Origin of the sequence: Halanaerobium sp. MA284_MarDTE_T2 (genome assembly GCF_003337245.1) — a bacterium.
Classification (GTDB): Bacteria; Bacillota; Halanaerobiia; order Halanaerobiales; family Halanaerobiaceae; genus QPJE01.
Map to the genome: position 1 here is coordinate 18,686 of NZ_QPJE01000011.1, position 18,089 is coordinate 36,774.

The 18,089-nt window shown below is 33.9% G+C and carries 16 protein-coding genes and 2 riboswitches; all 16 genes read left to right on the forward strand.

Annotated features, from left to right (window positions below; all coding sequences use genetic code 11):
- Nucleotides 1–122: 122 nt before the first annotated feature.
- A riboswitch (cyclic di-AMP (ydaO/yuaA leader) is annotated at nt 123–253 on the forward strand.
- Between the two features lie 520 nt (nt 254–773).
- The 16 genes from DFR78_RS06560 to DFR78_RS06635 all read left to right on the forward strand — a co-directional run bounded on the left by DFR78_RS06560 (nt 774) and on the right by DFR78_RS06635 (nt 18,085).
- Entirely contained in the window at nt 774–2,096 is a 1,323-nt protein-coding gene (locus DFR78_RS06560) for a TrkH family potassium uptake protein (protein WP_114458043.1), read from the forward strand.
- Between the two features lie 44 nt (nt 2,097–2,140).
- Nucleotides 2,141–2,794: a TrkA family potassium uptake protein gene (locus tag DFR78_RS06565; RefSeq protein WP_114458044.1), complete on the forward strand. Its 654-nt coding sequence runs from the start codon at nt 2,141–2,143 to the stop codon at nt 2,792–2,794.
- Nucleotides 2,795–2,822: 28 nt separating this feature from the next.
- The gene (locus DFR78_RS06570; RefSeq protein WP_114458045.1) at nt 2,823–4,646 is read left to right on the forward strand and encodes an ATP-binding protein; all 1,824 of its coding nucleotides are present in this window, start codon (nt 2,823–2,825) and stop codon (nt 4,644–4,646) included.
- Complete coding sequence (locus DFR78_RS06575) at nt 4,643–5,023, forward strand: response regulator (RefSeq protein WP_114458046.1); 381 nt, start codon at nt 4,643–4,645, stop codon at nt 5,021–5,023. Before DFR78_RS06570 ends, DFR78_RS06575 begins: the two co-directional genes overlap by 4 nt.
- Nucleotides 5,016–5,711, forward strand: a complete 696-nt coding sequence (locus DFR78_RS06580) for a response regulator (protein ID WP_114458047.1) — start codon at nt 5,016–5,018, stop codon at nt 5,709–5,711. Before DFR78_RS06575 ends, DFR78_RS06580 begins: the two co-directional genes overlap by 8 nt.
- Nucleotides 5,712–6,131: a TrkA family potassium uptake protein gene (locus DFR78_RS06585; RefSeq protein ID WP_114458048.1), complete on the forward strand. Its 420-nt coding sequence runs from the start codon at nt 5,712–5,714 to the stop codon at nt 6,129–6,131.
- Nucleotides 6,128–6,787: a TrkA family potassium uptake protein gene (locus DFR78_RS06590; protein ID WP_114458049.1), complete on the forward strand. Its 660-nt coding sequence runs from the start codon at nt 6,128–6,130 to the stop codon at nt 6,785–6,787. Before DFR78_RS06585 ends, DFR78_RS06590 begins: the two co-directional genes overlap by 4 nt.
- 2 nt (nt 6,788–6,789) lie before the next feature.
- Entirely contained in the window at nt 6,790–8,277 is a 1,488-nt protein-coding gene (locus tag DFR78_RS06595) for a TrkH family potassium uptake protein (RefSeq protein ID WP_114458050.1), read from the forward strand.
- 92 nt (nt 8,278–8,369) lie between these two features.
- Nucleotides 8,370–8,459, forward strand: coding sequence for a potassium-transporting ATPase subunit F (locus DFR78_RS12400; protein ID WP_114458051.1), 90 nt, complete (start codon nt 8,370–8,372; stop codon nt 8,457–8,459).
- Nucleotides 8,460–8,474: 15 nt separating this feature from the next.
- Nucleotides 8,475–10,211, forward strand: coding sequence for a potassium-transporting ATPase subunit KdpA (gene kdpA, locus DFR78_RS06605; protein WP_114458052.1), 1,737 nt, complete (start codon nt 8,475–8,477; stop codon nt 10,209–10,211).
- A 2-nt stretch (nt 10,212–10,213) separates the two neighbouring features.
- A complete protein-coding gene (gene kdpB, locus DFR78_RS06610; RefSeq protein WP_114458053.1) occupies nt 10,214–12,250 on the forward strand; it encodes a potassium-transporting ATPase subunit KdpB in 2,037 nt (678 codons plus the stop codon).
- A complete protein-coding gene (gene kdpC, locus DFR78_RS06615; RefSeq protein WP_114458054.1) occupies nt 12,251–12,820 on the forward strand; it encodes a potassium-transporting ATPase subunit KdpC in 570 nt (189 codons plus the stop codon). It abuts the gene before it with no gap.
- On the forward strand, nt 12,820–13,644 hold the full coding sequence (locus DFR78_RS06620; protein ID WP_114458055.1) for a universal stress protein: 825 nt from the start codon (nt 12,820–12,822) through the stop codon (nt 13,642–13,644). The genes kdpC and DFR78_RS06620 overlap by 1 nt, the downstream gene beginning before the upstream one ends.
- A gap of 170 nt (nt 13,645–13,814) precedes the next feature.
- A riboswitch (cobalamin riboswitch) is annotated at nt 13,815–13,989 on the forward strand.
- 79 nt (nt 13,990–14,068) lie between these two features.
- Complete coding sequence (cobT, locus tag DFR78_RS06625; RefSeq protein WP_114458056.1) at nt 14,069–15,124, forward strand: nicotinate-nucleotide--dimethylbenzimidazole phosphoribosyltransferase; 1,056 nt, start codon at nt 14,069–14,071, stop codon at nt 15,122–15,124.
- A gap of 91 nt (nt 15,125–15,215) precedes the next feature.
- Nucleotides 15,216–16,736, forward strand: a complete 1,521-nt coding sequence (locus DFR78_RS06630) for a PucR family transcriptional regulator ligand-binding domain-containing protein (RefSeq protein ID WP_114458057.1) — start codon at nt 15,216–15,218, stop codon at nt 16,734–16,736.
- A 131-nt stretch (nt 16,737–16,867) separates the two neighbouring features.
- On the forward strand, nt 16,868–18,085 hold the full coding sequence (locus DFR78_RS06635) for a Zn-dependent hydrolase (RefSeq protein ID WP_255416534.1): 1,218 nt from the start codon (nt 16,868–16,870) through the stop codon (nt 18,083–18,085).
- Nucleotides 18,086–18,089: the final 4 nt, after the last annotated feature.

The following is an 18,089-nucleotide window of genomic DNA, read 5'->3' on the forward strand; positions in this document are numbered from 1 at the left end:
CAGGAAAATTTCGTTGATGACTAAAGCCCCCTTTTTGCAGCTTGAAAATAAATTTTGGGGAAACTCCTGTTTAACCGAAGTTGACAAGATGATTAAAATATGTTTTAATATAGAAAAAGAAAATATATCTGTTGTCCAATCTCATTTTATGAGAGCGGAGGACCCACCTTTTTGGGGCGAATCTAATTTAATTAGAGGAAGACCTTTACTTCCAGCCCGACAGCTAACTCCGTAGACTTATTAAAGGACAGGCTGCCAGTCAATGGTTATATTATATTTGACACTACAGTCTATCTGTAGTGCTTTTTTATTTTGTATTTATATGGGAATATTTGTTCTTAAATTGAATTTATGGTTTCACTGCGAAAAGTATTAAATAATAATTTTCGACTTATATAATCCCTATCTTAAAAAGCTTCTCAAATTGGTATAATACTAAAAATCGACTTTTCGCACTGCAATCATTTATGATTATAAAAAAATGATTAATATGGTTCTCTCACAAAAAGGTTATTTGCGTCTCTAACTCATTAAGATTGCACCACAGGCACTACGTATTTAAATAATTCGTACAGGCACTGTTTAATGTAGATTAACGAAAAATGCCGAATGTTCCGCAAACACCCTTTTTGTGGACACATCTTTAATATATGTTCGGATTTTTATAAAGTGATCTGAAAAAATTCAAAATACAAAGCTCATAAAGCATTAAACAGTGTTGATAAAATTTTTACAGCATAACTGAGTAAATTCCAGAATAGGAGAGAAGTTGGATGATAATAAAGAAAAAAAATTTAACACCAGCTCAATATTTAGTCAGGGGATATTTTGTAGTAATTTTGCTGGGGTCAATACTTCTTATGCTTCCTATAGCTACAAATGATGGACAGGGACTAGGTATTATTGATGCTGTTTTTACAGCTACTTCTGCTACCTGTGTAACCGGGCTTATAGTTGTCAATACAAAAGAAGCTTTTACAATTTTTGGATCAACCGTAATTATGCTGATGATACAGATAGGTGGACTGGGTATTATGTCCATGTCAACACTGTTTGCCTTTATTATTGGCAAAAAAATCAGTTTAAAAGAGCGCCTTATTATACAGGAAGATCTAAATCAGTATCAGATTTCTGGAATGGTAAGACTTGTACAGTATCTTTTAGGATTTACATTTGTAATTGAAGGAACAGGTGCGGCAGTACTCTTTTTGCGTTTAAGTCAGGACTATACTTTTTGGAAAGCAGTTTATTTATCTGTGTTTCATGCTGTGTCTGCTTTTAATAATGCCGGGTTTGATCTTTTTGGAAACAGCCTGGAAAGTTTTACCGGTGATATTACCATTAATTTTGTAATTATGATACTTATTATTCTTGGTGGAATTGGATTTGGGGTAATGCTGGAGACATACAAAAGAGTTAAATTTAAGAAAGCCACCCTGCAGACAAAAATTGTTGTTGTAATTACCCTTGCTCTTTTAGTATTTGGATTTATAGTAATGTTTGCCCTTGAATATAATAATACGATGAAGGGGCTGCCTTTACTGGACAAGGTTTTATCAGCCATGTTTTTATCGGTCACCCCAAGAACGGCCGGTTTTAATACAGTCCCTACAGGTGCATTAAGGCAGTCATCTCTATTTATAATAATTATTTTAATGTTTATTGGTGCTTCACCAGGTTCAACAGGTGGAGGAATTAAAACAACTACTTTTGGTGTAATGCTTGTAACTTTAAAGAGTATGATTACTGGGAAAGAAGATATGGAAGTTTACAACAGGCGTTTTGAACGACATATTGTATATAAAGCTTTTACTATAACTATGCTTGCCGGCACACTGGTCTTATTAGTTACAACTCTGATTTTAATAATAGAAGATTTTCAGTTTATAGATGTATTATTTGAAACAGTATCTGCGTTTGGAACTGTAGGACTTTCTACTGGAATTACAGGTCAGCTCTCCAAGCTGAGCAGAGTTTTGATAACAATAACAATGTTTGCCGGAAGAGTTGGACCACTCACACTTGCAGTAGCCTTTGGAGAAAAACAAATTAAGGGTATATATCATTATCCAACAGAAAAAATTATGGTCGGTTAAATTATAAATTTGATATTTATACAAATTTCCTGGAGGTTGTGTAGATGAAACAGTTTATTGTAATAGGACTCGGTCGTTTTGGTTCAAGTGTGGCGACAACATTATCTGAAAATGGTTATGATGTACTTGCCATTGATAGTAATCAGGATAAAGTTCAGGCTATTACTGATAAGGTTACCCATGCTGTAAGAGCGGATGCAACAGATGAAAATACCTTAAAGGCACTGGGGGTTGGTAATTTTGATGTGGCAGTTGTCAGCATAGGTGATAATATTTCTGCCAATGTTTTGTGTACACTGATTTTAAAAGAATTACTTGTCCCATATGTAATTGTCAAATCCCCCCACAGTCTGCACGGTAAAGTTCTTACAAAAGTAGGTGCTGATAGAGTCGTTTATCCAGAAAGAGATATGGGTTCCCGAATTGCCCATAATCTTATATCTTCTAATGTGCTTGATTATATAGAATTTGCTCCAGAATACGGTGTACTGGAGATAGTTCCGATCGAAAATATGGTGGGAAAAACACTAAAAGAAATAGGTTTTAGATCTAAATTTAATGTCAATGTAATGGCAATAAAAAGAGGGGAGGATCTGCTGGTATCTCCTGGAGCAGAAGATAAGATTAATGAAGGAGATAGGATTGTACTGATGGGAAAAAATAATAGTCTCGAAAAAATTAGAGATTATAATGGATAGATAATGACGTATATTCAGGAGGCTTATCATGCAAATAAAAACACTGAAAGGGAAAATGCTGCTCGGTTTTGCAGTTATGATAATTATTATTGCCGGGGTAACCGGCTGGAGTATTTATAATTTTAAAATTTTATCTAATGCCATCAATGATATTATGGTAGAAAATTATAGAAGCATTAAGGCCAGTGAGAGTATGGTTGAATCTATAGAGCGGCAGGATAGTGCTTTGCTTTTAATGCTCCGCTCTCCAGAAGAAAAGGGTCAGGAAATTTTCAGGAAAAATGAAAAGGAATTTTATACCTGGCTTGCAAGAGCCGAAGATAATATTACAATTAATGGTGAGGGTGAAATTTTAAATAAGATTAGTGATAATTATTACAAATTTATTTCAAATTTTGATAGATTTTATAATGCAGAAGAAGATGAACGGTGGAATGTATACAATCAGAAACTTCTGCCAATATTTACACAAATAAAGGATGATATAAGAGGGTTGAGAGAATTGAACAGGCAGGCAATGTTGGATGCACAGCAGGAGGCCAACAGCAGAGCAAATCAGGCTATTATATATACTCTCATTTTAGCTTTATCTGTTATTATCTTTTCTCTAATTTTTGCACTTTATTTAACCAAACAGATATTGAGACCAATTAAAGAACTGGAAAAAGGTATCAAAAAGGTAGCAGATCGAAATTTCCAGCAGAAAGTTCAAGTTGCTTCTGAAAATGAAATTGGAGTACTTGCTGATGAGTTTAATGAGATGATTTCTAAACTTCAGGAATATGAAAAAATAAATATTAAAAAACTTTTAATAGAAAAAGAAAAATCTGAAGCTGTAGTTAATAACCTTTCTGGCCCACTGATTGTTACTGATAAAGACAGCAAAATAGTGTTAATTAATCAGGCGGCTAAAGATCTATTTTCAATAGAAAAAGATGTGATTGATGAACATTTTTTGGAGGCTATACAGTCAGAAAAGCTATTTGAATATATTAAAGAGCCGGGAGAAAAAGAAGAAAATACTATCTTAGTAAAGAAAGATGGTCAGGAAAAACATTATAAAGTCTCAACCAATCAGGTTATTGATGAAGAAGAAGGGTATCAGTTTACTGTAACCCTGCTGGAGGATATTACACGTTTAAAAGAAATTGATAATATGAAATCAGAATTTGTATCCACAGTATCACATGAATTTAGAACACCATTAACTTCTATGAATATGGGGTTGAGTATGGTTATTAATGGCGACACAGGAGAATTAAACGAAGAACAGCAGGAACTTCTGGAGGCTGCTTATGAGGATGTAGAGCGGTTAACAGAACTGGTTAATGATCTGCTGGACCTGTCTAAAATAGAGTCTGGAAGAATAGAAATGGAGTTTGATAAAACAGATATCAATAATCTAATAGAAAAGACACTGGAACCATTTTATCGACAGGCGGAAGAGAAAGATATTGAACTCATATTTAATAAAGACGAAGAAAACATTTTTGCCTGGGCTGATCCGGGTAAAATCAGCTGGGTTATTTCCAACCTGGTTGGTAATGCACTGAGATATGCAGACGAAGGTATTATACAGATTGATACAGAAGTTAAGGGAAGAAGGGTTTTAATCTCTGTAGAAGATAATGGCCCTGGAATTCCGGCAGAATATCAGAAAAAAATATTTGATAAGTTTGTCAGGGCCGGTAATGATAAAGACGAAAAAAGTGGTACAGGGCTGGGTCTGGCAATAGCAAAAGAAATAATAACAGCCCATAATGGAAGAATCTGGGTAGAAAGTGAAGAGGGAGAAGGTTCTAAATTCTACTTTTACATCCCAAGATTTGGTTATCAGGAGGAAGAAAAATGAAGAAAATACTGCTGGTAGATGATGAAAAAAATATAAGGCTTGTAGTTGGTAAAAGCCTTGAAAAAGCTGGATATGATGTAATATATGCAGTAGATGGAGTTGATGCAGTAGAAAAAGCAAATGAAGCAAATCCTGACCTGGTTCTGCTGGATCTGAGGCTTCCTAAAATGAACGGATTTCTTGTTCTGGAAGCTTTAAAAAGTGATGCTGCAACCGAAGAGATTCCTGTTGTAATAGTTTCGGCACTTTCGGAAGAAGATGATATACAGAAAACCATCTCACTTGGTGCTGAAGATTTTCTGGTAAAACCAATAAATCAAAGTGATTTATTGAGTGCTGTGGAAAAGAATATAAGGGAGGAAAAAGAAAATGAATAAAAAGATTTTAATAGTTGATGATGAAAAAAATATAAGATTAACTTTGAAGACAGCTCTAAAAAATGCCGGTTATGAAGTTGAAACTGCAGTTAATGGAGAAGATGGACTGGCACAGGTAAAGGAAGATGAATTCCCTGTAATTCTGCTGGATATGAAGATGCCCGGTATTGATGGTATTCAATTTTTGCAAGAACTAAATAATAAAGAAATTGAAACAAAAGTTATAATGATAACAGGATATGGAAGTGTTGAAACTGCTGTTGAAACTCTTAAACTCGGAGCGATAGATTATCTGCGCAAACCCTTTAAACCAGAAGAGATTATTGAGATAGTTGAAGATGTATTTAAGAGATATGAGCTTGAAAATATCGAAAAAGAAGTTGAAAGCTTTGAGGATTATATAATTTTAGCTAAAAATGCAATTAATAAAAGAAATTTTTCTAAGGCGAAGGAAATGCTGCAGAAGGCTACTTCAGAGAATTCAGAAAAACCGGAACCATTTAATCTGCTGGGTATCATATATGAGATGCAGCACAAACAGCCCGAAGCTATGAAAATGTATAGAGCAGCACTGGCCCTTGATCCATCATATAAGCCTGCGAATGATAATATTGAAAGAGCGGGCGAAAATATGGGTACTGTAGATATAGACAGTATGAATCTTGGAGACGAGGAGAAGGAGGAATAAATGTTTATTGTTATAATTGGATCCGGACGGACAGGTTCTCTTCTTGCCGGAAATCTGTCCAGATCTGGCCATGAAATTGTAGTTGTTGAAAAAAGAACTGCTTCTTTTACGCTTCTGCCGGTGGATTTCTCCGGATTTCAGATTAAAGGAGACGCTATGGAAAATGATGTTTTAAAAGAGGCAGGAATAAAATCCGCTGATCTTGCTATAGTAACTACTGGAAATGATCAGGTGAACTATCTTGTAACTCAAATGGCAAAAGAAAATTTTGATGTTCCCAGAATACTGGTTAGGACAATTGATCCTGCGGTAGAGGATATGTATAAAAATGAAGATAGAGTGGAAATATTTTCTCAAATCTCTCTTTTAGCTGAAAATATTATAAGCAAAATTGATAGGGAAGGAATGAAATTAGAGTGAATATCATCTTAGTTGGTGGTGGTAAATTAATTTACCATCTTGCCAAAAAATTAATCTCAAAAGGTCATTTCATTACAATTATAAATAAAGATCAAGAACTTGCTGCTGATCTATCTAAAGATATAAATGGAACCATAGTTTTTGGCGATGCATCAGAAAAAATGGTTCTGGAAGATGCTGGCGCATATAAAGCTGATGTTTTAGTTTCATTGACTCAAAAAGATCATAATAATTTATTTATCTGTAAAATGGCTAAAAAATATTTTGGAGTTAAAAGAACTACTGCTCTTGTAAATAATCCGGAAAACGAAAATTTATTTACTAAACTTGGCATCAACAGTATTTTTAATATAACCGATCTTATTAGTTCTCTAATAGAACAGAGTATTTCCTCTGATAATATTAACAATTTAACCATGATAGAAGATGGGAAGTTGAGCATATTTGAAGTAGAGGTTGAAGAAAATTCTGCAGCTGCCGGAAAAGAAATTAAAGAGATGGATCTGCCTCTTACCATTATTTTAGGAGGAATAATCAGAAATGGAGAAATACAGATACCAAGGGGTGGTTCTAAAATTGAAGTTGGAGATAAAATAGTTATTATCTCTCTGCCTGAAGAACAGGCTGAGGCAATTAAAGTTTTTGGTGGTGAATAAATGTGAACTACAAAGATCTGCTTGTTTCAAGATATTTTTTAATTTTTAAATATACAGGTATGATAATAATGTTTGCCGGTGCGGCAATTTTATCACCACTTTTTGTTCTGTTTGCCTATCCTGAAGAAGCAAATTATAGTTTTTATTTTATTTCAGCCGGTGGTCTTGCTGTTTTAACCGGTCTGTTACTTTATATTTATGGTATAAAAAATAAAAAAGAAGATGTGGAACTATCTTTAAATGAAGGTAGTATTATTGTAATATTTTCCTGGCTGGGTGCAATTGTTTTTTCAGCAGTCCCCTTTGTCAGTGGACTGAATATGAGCTGGAGTCATGCTGTTTTTGAAGTGGTAAGTGGATGGACAACAACCGGTCTTTCCCTTGTTGATGTTACAGAAGCTCCCCGAATATTTCTTCTCTGGAGAAGTATTATGCAGTTTTTTGGTGGTGCTGGTCTGGCAGTAATAGCACTTTCCTATCTTTTGCCGGTTCATGGAATGGGATTATATATGGCGGAAGCCAGAAGTGATAAACTTCTTCCCCATGTAAAGAGATCGACTTTAATGATTATGCGGATTTATACTTTTTATACTTTAGTAGGTGTTTTTTTATATTATATTTCTGGAATGGGTTTATTTGATTCTATCAACCATTCGATGGCTGCTATTTCAACCGGTGGATTTTCTACTCAGGCTGACAGTATAGGTCATTATAACAGCCTTTCAATTGAGATTGTTACAATTATACTTATGTTTCTCGGCACAATAAATTTTGCCACACATTATACTCTTTTAAAAGGTAAAGTAAAAACTTTTTTTAAAAATGCAGAAATACGCTTTATGATAACTTCACTTCTGCTTTTAACTCCAGTAATAATGTTTTTTTCTTTAGATATAATCTATCCTTATCTGGGAGAAAATTTAAGGCAGTCATTTTTTCAGCTGGTAACTGCACTTTCGACAACTGGTTTTTCTACAATTTCATTTACTGGCTGGCCTGCTTTCGCTAATTTTATAATCATTCTGCTAATGCTTGTTGGTGGTGGAACTGGTTCTACTGCTGGTGGTATTAAACAGTACAGAGTTTATTTGATAATTAAATCTATTTATTGGGAGATCAAAGAACAGTTTTTACCAAGAAGGCATGTAAGCAGTAATTATCTCTGGAGGGGAGAAAGTAAATTTTACGTAAAAAGTGAGCATGTACAGAGGGTAGCAAATTATATTATACTGTATCTTTTAACATTTTTTGTTGGAGTTGGTATTTTTACTGCCCATGGATATACTCTGCTCGAAAGCATGTTTGAATTTGGTTCTGCTCTTGGGACGGTCGGGCTGTCAATCGGAATTACAGGTTTAGATACTCCATTAATGGTAATATGGACTGAAATTATAGGAATGTTCCTGGGAAGGCTGGAATTTTTGATTATTCTTTATGCAGCTATTAAATTGTTTAAAGATGGAATTTATATAAGCCGCCACAAAAATTAGTTAATTAATTTTTGTTTAAGTAATTTTAAAACAGAATATTTTAATTTGATTATTTCAGCAGGTATTTAAGAAAAAAATAGGGGTGGTGTTAAATGGATATTGGTAATATTATTTTAGCATTGGTAACAATTTTTGTTTTTGGATATCTAACCTATGTATTATTTTTTCCCACAAAGTTCTAAAAGGAAGGTGAAAAAATGCTGAATATAATAGCTCTGCTTGTCTTTTTTTTACTATTATTTACTTTAATTTATTTATTTGGAGAATATATAGCCTGGATTTATAAAGATGAAACGAAAAGCAAAAGTAATTTGCCGAATAAACTGAAATTTATTAAAAAATTGGATAGGCCATTTAAGTTTGTAGAAGATAGGATATTTTCATTTTTGAATATTGATCAGAATAAAGAGATGAACTGGAAACAGTATTTATTTTCTTTACTGATCTTTAATGGAGTTTTATTTATATTTTTATTTCTGGTCTTTAAATTTCAGAACATTCTGCCTCTAAATCCGCTTAATTTAGAGGGTATGAGCTGGGATCAGGCTTTTCATACAGCCAGTACTTTTATTAGTAATACAAATCAGCAGCATTATGGTGGGGAAATATTATCATATTTTTCTCAGCTTTTTGCTGTTGGGCTGGCAATGTTTTTATCAGCAGGAACAGGTCTGGCACTTGCACCGGCTTTTACACGAGGAATTCAGAATGAAGAAGAGAGTAAACTTGGTAATTTCTATGTAAATTTAATAAAAGGTTTAATTAGATTTTTACTGCCGGTTTCTTTTGTAGTTGCTCTACTTTTAATTTCTCAGGGTTCACCCCAGTGGTTTGGTGGTGAGATTATAGTAAATACTATTGAGGGAGTAAAACAGGCGATCAGAGTTGGACCTGTAGCTGGAATAGAAGCAATTAAGACCCTGGGTACAAATGGTGGTGGTTTTTTTGCAGCAAATGCTGCTCATCCATTTGAAAATCCAACAATTCTATCAAATATAGTGCTCAATTTAATCATGCTGGCCAGCCCGATGGCAATAATTTATGCCTTTGGTATCTGGATAGGAAAGAGGAGACATGGGGTAATTTTAATTGGAGCGTTATTTGTAATTTTTCTTGGCTTATTCTGGGTTACAGCAGCTGGAGAAATGCAGCCAAATAGAGCTGTAACAATGGTAAAAGGAGATGTACACATAGATCAGAGTCTGGGTAATATGGAGGGAAAAGAAACACGCTTTGGCAGTCTTTTAAGTTCACTCTGGGCTATTTCCACAACTTCAACTACTAATGGAGCAGTTAACAGTATGCATAATAGTTATAATCCCCAGGGAAGTGTTGGTCCATTTCTGGCAATGGCAATGAACTGCTTATATAATGGAGTTGGAGTTGGTCTGCTTAACTTAATGACCTATATATTTATATGTGTATTTATAGCCGGTTTGATGATTGGCCGGGCTCCTCAGTACTTAGGGAAGCAAATTGAATGGCGTGAAGTTAAAATTGCAGCATTAATTATTCTTTTGCTTCCTGTTCTGGTTTTATTTCCAACTTCTATTGCAGTGATTACTAAAGTAGGAAAAGAAGCCATTCATAACCCGGGTTTTACTGGCTTCTCAGAAGTATTATATGAGATGTTTTCAGCTGCTGCCAATAATGGTAGTGGTTTTGAAGGCTTAATGGATAATTCGGTATTTTATAACTTACTTAATGGTGGTGCAATTTTAATGGGGAGATATCTTCCCATTTTTGGTCAGCTTTTAATAGCAGGATATTTATCACAGAAAAAAATCAGACCAGAAACTGAAGGAACACTTAAAGTAGAAAATTTATCATTTTTAGTTCTATTTGTTGGTGTAATGATTATTATAGGCGGCCTAATCTTTATGCCTGCATTAGCAGTGGGACCAATTGCAGAAATGCTAAGTGGGGGGATGTAAAGATGTTTGATATAGATTGGGAACAGCAGTGGACAGCAATTAAACAGTCGTTTATCAAACTCGATCCTGGATATTTAATCAAAAACCCGGTTATGTTTGTAGTAGAACTCTGTACTATACTGACAATAATTTTGACTATTTATCCACCTCTTTTTAATGGTCAGGAACCTACCTGGTATTATCTAACAATCACATTAATTTTAGTCTTTACGCTTTTGTTTGCTAATTATGCTGAATCTCTGGCAGAACTGCAGGGTGAAGCCCATGCTGATAGTCTAAAGGCCCTACAGGTAGAGAGTGAAGGAAAAAGACTAAAAAATAAGGATATTGAATTAGATGAGATAACTGAAGCTGATTATGAGGTAGTTGCCGGAGAAGAGATAGAAAAAGGAGATTATGTCTTTGCCGAAAAAGGTGATATTATTCCTCGTGATGGAGAAGTTGTAGAAGGTAGTGCCTCTATTGACGAATCAGCAATTACAGGAGAATCAGAGCCTGTAATTAGAGAAAGTGGTGGTGACAGAAACTCTGTTACAGAGGGAACTGAAGTTTTAAGTGATGTGCTTAAAATTGAGGTTACTGCTGCTGTAGGAGAGTCATTTTTAGACAGAATGATCGATCTGGTAGAAACAGCCTCCAGACAGAAAACTCCTAATGAAATTTCAATGACTCTGATTCTAGCCAGTTTTACTTTTGTTTATCTGACAGCAGTTGTTACTATGCGTTTTTTTGGCATGTATGTGGATATGAATGTTGATGTTGCTAATTTAATTGCTCTTTTAATTGGTTTAATGCCGACAACTATTGGAGCTTTACTGGCCTCGATCAGAATTGCCGGGATGACCAGGGTAACTAGAGAAAATATTATTGCTAAATCAGGCAAGGCAGTTGAGTCAGCTGGTGATCTTGATGCCCTGATTTTAGATAAAACAGGAACAATTACAACTGGAGAAAGAATAGCAGAAAAATTTATAGCAGTCGGAAGTGAGAAAAATGAGTTATATAAAGCCTGTCTGCAGTCCTCATATTTTGATGAAACTCCAGAAGGGCGTTCAGTAGTTAATCTGGCTCATGACCTGGATGTCGAGGTAGATGAAAGTGAACTAAAAAAAGAAAAATTCGTTGAATTTTCTGCTAAAACCAGAATGAGTGGAATTGATCTACCAGATGGAACTGAAATCAGAAAAGGTTCTGTAGAAGCAGTTAAGGAATATGCTGATAAGATTCCTGATGGTTTAACAGATAAAGCCCATGAAATTGCAGATAGTGGAGGTACTCCTCTTGCCGTAGCAGTTGATAAAAAGATTCTTGGTTTAATTGAGCTGCAGGATGAATTAAAAATTGGTATTAAAGCCAGAATTCAGGAACTGCAGGAAATGGGAGTTAAATGTATTATGGCTACCGGTGATAACGAGAGAACTGCTCGCTATGTAGCAGAACAGGCCGGAATAGAAGAATATTATTCTGAATTTAAGCCAGAAGAAAAAATTGCTCTGGTTGAAAAAATTCAGAAATCAGGAAAGTTAATTGGCATGACCGGTGATGGGACCAATGATGCTCCTGCTTTAGCAAAAGCCGATGTGGGACTGGCCATGCAGGCCGGTACTAATGCTGCTAAAGAAGCTGGTAATATGGTTGACCTTGATTCTGATCCAACTAAATTAATTGAGGTAGTTGCGATTGGTAAACAGCTGTTAATGACCAGAGGTTCGCTAACAACTTTCAGTATTGCCAATGATATTTCCAGATATTTTGCTCTGATACCTGCAATTTTTAGTGCCGGGATACCTGCTTTACAGCAGATTAACTTTATGAACCTGTATTCACCACAGAGTGTAGTAATTGCATCTTTAATTTATAACTCACTGATCATCCCTTTCTTAATTCCACTGGCAATGAAGGGTGTGGATTATAAAGCGGAGAGCTCATCCAAATTACTGCGCAAGAATCTGGTTATATATGGTGGAGCCGGTCTAATTGCACCATTTATTTCTATTAAACTAATCGATATGCTATTAGTTATGCTGGGGGTGTTTTAAATGAGTGTTAAAAAGAATGTAGTAACTGCAGTCAAGTTAATAGTTCTCTCACTTTTGATTTTTTCAATTATTTATCCACTATTACTGGGTGGAGTTGGACAGTTATTTGCTGATAAAGCATCAGGCAGTATAATTTATCAAAATGGAAAAGCTGTAGGCTCCAGATTAATTGGACAAAATTTTGTCAGTGACAGCTATTTTATCTCAAGACCATCTTCAATTAATTATGATGCTTCAACTTCTGGAAGTGATAATCTGGCTGCTTCAAATCCTAAATTACAGCAGAGAATTGCAGCTGACTCAATGAAAATTAAAGTTAAATATCAGCCTGGTAATAGGGATGTACCAGTAGATTTAATTACTGAATCTGGTTCTGCTTTAGATCCACATATCTCGCCTGAGGCAGCTTATTTTCAGGTTAGTTATCTAGTAGAACAGACAGGAATTTCTGAGTCAACCCTGAATTCATTGATAGAAGAACATACAGAATCAAAACTGCTGGGATTATTTGGGGAAAGCAGAGTTAATGTACTGGAATTAAATCTTGCTTTAGAGGAGGTATTAGATTAATGAATGATAAATTACAAGAAAGCTGGCCCGGATATAAGAAGATTCTACTTCCTTTAGGTCATAAAGCAGATATTAATAATTTAACAGATCTAGCTTCCTTTATTATTGAGCGAAAAAAAGGAGAGGTTAAATTTATCCATGTGATGCGTGAGGGAAGTTATATAGATCTACCTCGTGAATGGAGAGAGGGTGCTAAAAGGGTTACAGAAAGTCACCATAAGATGATGAAGTATGGGATTCACAGTAACCGTGAAATTGTAACTTCTAAAACTATAGAAAGGGGTATTTTAGAGACTGCCTTTGATATGGATGCAGAAGCGATCATCCTGGGCTGGGGCCCTAAGCCGGGGACTAAAATTTCTAAAATGGCCTCACATATCATGGATAATTTTCATGGTGATGTGATTATCTATAAAAATAGGATTGATATTGATCAGACAAAAAAGATAATGTATCCTGTAGCTAAAGCTCCTTCTAAAAGCCGATTGAATCTAATTAAACATATTGTTCAGGAAACTGGCGCTACTTTAACTCTGACTCATTATGTTGATAAAAGAGACGGCAGCCGTCAAAAAGGCAAAAAAGTACTGGAACAGGCAAAAGAAAAAGCGCTTGAATTTGGTCTTGATGTCGAAACCATGATGCTGGAGGGCGATTCTCTGACAGCCAGCATTAAAGAAGCCACAGAGGATTTTGATCTGCTAGTTATTGGACCATCTGGAGACTGGTGGGTTTATCAGACTGTATTTGGTCGCAAAACAGATAAAATTGCAGAGGCAGCAAAATGTTCAGTCTTACTTCATAAGTATGGAGAAGAAGAATAGTATTTAAAATATCCTCATCTTATCAAAAATATTTAAAGAAAATTTTATTTAACATTTAAATCTATGATTTGACGGGGAAATTAACTAGTAAAAAATAAAAGATTCTTCGCTATTTATCATTTGTAATAAGCTTTGAAAATTTATTAAATATGTTATATAATGAATGCATAATAAAAAATGATTATTAAGGTGCCTATTTGGGAGAATAGGGAATCAAGTTTGAATCTTGAACGATCCCATCACTGTATTCAGCTTAAAAACTTTTTATAAACCACCTATTTAATTAGGGAAGGGAAAAAGAACTTGCTGTAAGTCAGGAGACCTGCCTTAATAATTAAATTATTTGTGGATGATGGAAAAGTTCACGATCTCTTTGGGGATCGTGAACTTTTTTAATTTAAAAAATATAGAAGGGGGAATTAAAATGCAAAAATTAGAAAAAACTATTAGCCAAATTGGAATACCTAATATTAAAAAAATGACAGAAGCTCAAAACAGATTAGATCAATTAACAAAACCTAAAGGAAGTCTGGGGAAATTAGAAAAAATGGCGGTCAAATTGGCGGGGATTTGTTCAGAACTTTATCCCAGTTTTGACAAGAAAACTCATATTGTAATGGCAGGAGATCATGGAGTTGTAGAAGAAGGAGTTAGTGCTTTTCCTCAAAAAGTAACAACTCAAATGGTAAATAATTTTTTAAATAATGGGGCTGCTATAAATGTTTTAGCAGCTGAAGTTGGTGTAGACTTAAAAATTGTAGATATGGGAATGATAGATAATATTAATAATCAAAAATTAATAATAAAAAAAGTAAAAAATGGTACTGATAATATGGCAAAAATGGAAGCAATGTCTAAAAAAGAGGCTGTGGACTCTTTAGCAGCTGGAATTGAGATTGCAGAAAAATCTATAAAATCAGGTTCTAAAGTAATTGGTATTGGGGAAATGGGGATTGGAAATACAACAGCTAGTTCTGCAATAATCGCAGTTATAACAAAGGCGCCACTGAAGGAGATAGTAGGTTTTGGAACCGGTTTAAATCCAAAAGGATTAAAAAATAAAATAAAAGTAATAAAAAGAGCCATAAAAATCAACAATCCTGATCCAGAAGATGCAATTGATATCCTTGCAAAAATTGGAGGTTTAGAAATAGCAGGTATGGCTGGTGTTATAATTGGAGGAGCTGCAAATAATGTGCCCGTTATTATGGATGGCTTAATTACTGGTGCTGCAGCCCTAATTGCCCAAAAACTAAAACCTGAAGTAGTTAATTATCTTATTCCTTCTCATAAATCAGTTGAGCCAGGGCATAAAAATGTTTATAAACAACTTGGACTTAGTCCTTTTCTTGACTTAAATATGCGTTTAGGAGAAGGTACAGGGGCTGTATTGGCTATGCCATTTTTAGATAGTTCTATTAATCTAATGAAAAGTATGGCTACCTTTTCTGAAGCTGCCGTCGATAATGCATCTGCATAGTTTTTTTAATATAGTACCGGGTACAAGTGAAATAAATCACTTGTGCCCGGTACCATCTTCATGATAATATACATTTTATAGGAGGTGCCTTATGCTGCTAAATATTGAAGATATGCTCAAATTATTTAATGGGGATTTGAAAGTAATAGCTGGAAAGAATGGATTAAGTAGAGAAGTAAGTACAGTTACTGTAATTGATGCACCGGATTTTTATAAATGGATTAATGGAAAAGAATTTATAATTTCTACTGCTTATGTTATTAGAGATGATATTGATTATTTATTGGAACTGCTTGATATAATGAATCAGAAAAATGCAGCTGGTCTTGGAATTAAAATAGACAGATATATTAAAAAAATTCCAGAAGATATTAAAAATAAAGCTGATAGATTGAATTTTCCTATAATCTACATTCCCGATGAATTTGCATTTGCAGATATAATTAATCCTGTTTTATCAGAGGTTGTCAATCGGCAGGCTAAGAAACTAAGATATTCTGAAAAAGTTCATGAGTCTTTTACAAAATTGGTTTTGGAAGATGAGGATTTTCCAGTAATTCTTGATAATTTAGAAAAATTGATAAAAACAAAAACTGTTTTTTATGATAAATTTTCGGAACAGCTTTTTAATTCCAGAGAACTGATAAATAATACAAAAGGTATAAGTGATTTGATAGAAGAAAACTTTACTTACAAATTGATATATAAAAATAAGACATATGGTTACATTATCTTAATTGATAAGGAAGCCGATTTTGTTTTAAAAGAATATGATAAAATTGCAGTTGAACATGCTGCTACTGTTTTGCGGTTAAAGATTCAGCGGGAAATTTCTAATTACCAGGTGGAATTAAGATTTAGAAATGAGTTCATCCAGGATCTGATTTTTAATAACTTCAGTTCAAAAGATGAAATAAAAGAACAGCTAAATAAATATGACTGGAAATATAATAATGATATTTTTTGTTTAATAACTAAACTGGATAAACACTGCAGTATAACTAAAGCCAGAGATCTTGAAAGAAAATTTAAAAAAGAGTTCGGTGGCTCTGTTTTCACTCAGATTGGAAATCGATTTATTTATTTAATTGAATCAGATGGAAGCAGCGAATATATGGACCGGACTGTTAAAGACAAAATAAAGAAAATATTTTCTGATGCTTCTAATGGAAGTTTTTTTTATACAGGTATTGGAAATGCAAGAGATAATATAGCTGATATTAATTTAAGCTATGAAGAAGCAAAAAATGCTCTAAATTTAGGTATGAATATAAAATCTGAGGAAAAAATTTATTTTTTTAATGAACTCGGCATATACAGGCTGCTGGATATTGTAATAAAAGAAGACATAGCAGAGGAATTTCTGGAAGATAATCTGGGCAAACTGATAAGATATGATAACAGTGCAAATGATAATTTGCTTGAAACATTAGAAACAATAATAGAAAATGACTGGAATTTAAAAAAGAGTTCACAGGATTTATTTATTCATTATAATACAGCAAAATACAGGTTCAGCAAGATATGTAAAATTTTAGATTTAGATCCCGATGACTGGAATCAAAAGTTAAATCTAGCCATTTCGGTAAAATTATTAAAAATGAATATTTAAATCTTATACGAACCGTACAATCTGAGGGAACTTTTATTGTACGGTTAGAATATATTAAATATTCAGTAAATTTGATATAATCAATATATGATTGAAATATGATTCAAAAAAGGAGGTGAGTTAAACTGAATATCAATCTTAAAAGATTAAAAAATTCACTGGAAAAAATCAATTCATTTAACAGTACTCCAGAAAAAGGAATCAGCAGACTCAGCTTCAGCAGTGAATACGAACAGTCTCTAAAATATCTAATTAGTGAAATGGAAAAATTGGATATGGGGATTTATTTTGATGAAATCGGCAATTTATTTGGTAAATATTCTAAAAATACTGAAAAAGAAGAGTCTGTAATGGTTGGTTCCCATATTGACAGTGTAAAAAATGGGGGAAGATTTGATGGAGTTGTAGGAGTAATGGGAGCACTGGAAGTAATCAGGACTATTGATAAAAATAATATTGCTCTTAAACATCCTATTGAACTTGTTGCTTTTGTAGAAGAAGAAGGTACAACTTTTGGTTCAACTCTTCTTGGAAGCAAATTTTTTATTGATGAAATTAAGGATTTCAGCAGGTATACTGATGATGATGGTGTTTTTATTCTGGAAAAGGCTGAGGAATTTACTATAAAAAAAGATTACAAAAAAAGAGGAAATACTCCTATAAAAGCAGTTTTAGAGATGCATGTTGAACAGGGTAATGTACTCTATTCAGAAAATATAACGATTGGAGTTGTTACCAATATTGCTGGTGTGAACTGGCTCAGTATTGTACTAAAAGGACAATCCAATCATGCAGGATCAACACCCATGCATCTCAGAAAAGACCCTTTTCCAACTGCCGGTTTAATTATTAATGAAGTAGAAAAAATTGCAAAAAACTGTCCGTTTTCTGATACTTTAGTAGGAACAGCCGGTTCAATTAAAGTTACTCCAAATGTAACAAATGTAATCCCTTCAGAAGTAGAAATTAATGTTGATGTTAGAGATATTTCTCAGAAAGGTATGGATTATCTTGTTACTAATCTTAAGGAATTTGCAGAAAAATTAATAGAAGACAGTGAAATAGAATTATTTATTGATGTAGAGGAAACTGCACCTCCAATTAAACTTTCTGATAAGATTATGAATATTATTTCTGAAAAAGCTGAGAAAAGAAGTTTTGATTTTAAACATATGCACAGTGGGGCAGTACACGATTCTTCTCTTCTGGCAAAAAAATATGATGTAGGAATGATTTTTGTTCCCAGTATTGATGGTATTAGTCATGCACCAGAAGAGGCGACTGAATATGAAGATATTGAAAAAGGTGCTAATGTACTGCTGGATACTGTTTTAGAATTAAGTACTTAAAAGG

What these genes read in the sequence shown, in the direction of transcription:
- DFR78_RS06560 (WP_114458043.1), top strand. Translation starts at nt 774, where the DNA reads ATGATAATAAAGAAAAAAAATTTAACACCAGCTCAATATTTAGTCAGG.
- DFR78_RS06565 (WP_114458044.1), top strand. Translation starts at nt 2,141, where the DNA reads ATGAAACAGTTTATTGTAATAGGACTCGGTCGTTTTGGTTCAAGTGTG.
- DFR78_RS06570 (WP_114458045.1), top strand. Translation starts at nt 2,823, where the DNA reads ATGCAAATAAAAACACTGAAAGGGAAAATGCTGCTCGGTTTTGCAGTT.
- DFR78_RS06575 (WP_114458046.1), top strand. Translation starts at nt 4,643, where the DNA reads ATGAAGAAAATACTGCTGGTAGATGATGAAAAAAATATAAGGCTTGTA.
- DFR78_RS06580 (WP_114458047.1), top strand. Translation starts at nt 5,016, where the DNA reads ATGAATAAAAAGATTTTAATAGTTGATGATGAAAAAAATATAAGATTA.
- DFR78_RS06585 (WP_114458048.1), top strand. Translation starts at nt 5,712, where the DNA reads ATGTTTATTGTTATAATTGGATCCGGACGGACAGGTTCTCTTCTTGCC.
- DFR78_RS12400 (WP_114458051.1), top strand. Translation starts at nt 8,370, where the DNA reads ATGGATATTGGTAATATTATTTTAGCATTGGTAACAATTTTTGTTTTT.
- kdpA (WP_114458052.1), top strand. Translation starts at nt 8,475, where the DNA reads ATGCTGAATATAATAGCTCTGCTTGTCTTTTTTTTACTATTATTTACT.
- kdpB (WP_114458053.1), top strand. Translation starts at nt 10,214, where the DNA reads ATGTTTGATATAGATTGGGAACAGCAGTGGACAGCAATTAAACAGTCG.
- kdpC (WP_114458054.1), top strand. Translation starts at nt 12,251, where the DNA reads ATGAGTGTTAAAAAGAATGTAGTAACTGCAGTCAAGTTAATAGTTCTC.
- DFR78_RS06620 (WP_114458055.1), top strand. Translation starts at nt 12,820, where the DNA reads ATGAATGATAAATTACAAGAAAGCTGGCCCGGATATAAGAAGATTCTA.
- cobT (WP_114458056.1), top strand. Translation starts at nt 14,069, where the DNA reads ATGCAAAAATTAGAAAAAACTATTAGCCAAATTGGAATACCTAATATT.
- DFR78_RS06630 (WP_114458057.1), top strand. Translation starts at nt 15,216, where the DNA reads ATGCTGCTAAATATTGAAGATATGCTCAAATTATTTAATGGGGATTTG.